Genomic DNA, 1,247 nt, shown 5'->3' on the forward strand with positions numbered 1-1,247 from the left:
TCAGTGGGGGGTGGGGAGGTGGGTGGTGAACCAGTCGGCGGCGCAGTGGGCGACCTGTTCCAGGGTGCCGGGCTCCTCGAAGAGGTGGGTCGCCCCCGGGATCACCGTCAGCTCGGCCGTCTCCGGCAGCGCCTCCTGCGCCTGCTCGTTGAGCGTGATCACCTGCTCGTCCAGGCCGCCCACCAGCAGCAGCGTGGGCGCGCGTACCTGACCGAGGGCCTGGCCGGCCAGGTCGGGCCGGCCGCCCCGGGAGACCACCGCGCCGACGAGGTCCGGTCGGGTCGCCGCCGCCACCAGGGCGGCGGCGGCCCCGGTGCTGGCCCCGAACAGCCCGATCGGCACCGCGCCGAAAGGCCGCTCCGCCGCCAGCCAGTCCACGACCGCGGCGAGCCGACCGGCGAGCAGGGGGATGTCGAAGCGCAGCTCGGCGGTCCGGGCATCCACCCGGTCCTCGGCGGGCGTCAGCAGGTCGACCAGCACGGTGCCGAGGGCGCTGCGGTTGAGCACGTGCGCCACGGCCGTGTTGCGCGGGCTGTGCCGGGAACTGCCGCTGCCGTGCGCGAAGAGCACCACGCCGGCCGGTTCCGCCGGGACCAGCAGGTCGGCCGGGAGTTCGGCGTCCCCCGCCGGGATCGTCACCGCACTGCTGCGCGCGTCCATCTCGCCTCCGTACGCTCTCGGTCGTCCCCCGTTCCGGCCGCATACCCGTCCCCGGCGCCGGCAAGCGGCCCCCGCGCACCGGCGTTTGCCGCCGGGGGGCCCGGGTAGGCGGCGGGTGACCGCAGACCGTACCGGCGCAACCGCGCCCCCGACGGATCGCGAGGATCGCCATGGCTCAGCAGCAGCGGGAGACCCGGCAGCAGACCACCGACCGGGACCGGCGGGAACAGGACACCGAACGCGGCCGGGACTGGGCGGACGACGCGGCCCAGGCGCGCACGGCCGACGACCCGCGGGCGATGGCGCCCCGCGACGCGGCCGGCCGCCCGTCGCAGGGCAGGCCGCTCTGACCGGCACCGCCGGCACCGCCGCACGGGGAACAGGCCGAACCGGCCCGGCCCGCGCAGGGCGGGACGAACCGGGCGGCACCGCCAGCCGCCCCGCGGCAGCGGCATCCGCCGGCCCCGGGCGGGCAGGGCGTACCCGACCCCCGCGGGGGCAGGCCGCTCCGAACCGCACCGCCGGCTGCCCGGCAGGGGGTGGGCCGGGCTGAGCGACGCCGCCGGCCCGCCGTGAGCAGCACCCGC

2 protein-coding genes are annotated in these 1,247 nt (G+C 78.4%); one reads left to right on the plus strand and one right to left on the minus strand.

The features are described 5' to 3' along the window. The gene (locus tag ACSNN9_RS28485) at positions 1-660 is read right to left on the minus strand and encodes a dienelactone hydrolase family protein (protein ID WP_436676393.1); all 660 of its coding nucleotides are present in this window, start codon (positions 658-660) and stop codon (positions 1-3) included. A gap of 170 nt (positions 661-830) precedes the next feature. On the opposite strand from ACSNN9_RS28485, the gene ACSNN9_RS28490 reads away from it, so the two are divergent. Then, positions 831-1,010 carry a hypothetical protein gene (locus ACSNN9_RS28490; protein WP_357878014.1) on the plus strand — a complete coding sequence of 60 codons (180 nt, stop codon included), beginning with the start codon at positions 831-833 and terminating at the stop codon, positions 1,008-1,010. Positions 1,011-1,247: the final 237 nt, after the last annotated feature.

Origin of the sequence: Micromonospora sp. URMC 107 (assembly GCF_051386315.1) — a bacterium.
In the GTDB taxonomy this organism is placed as follows: Bacteria; Actinomycetota; Actinomycetes; order Mycobacteriales; family Micromonosporaceae; genus Micromonospora.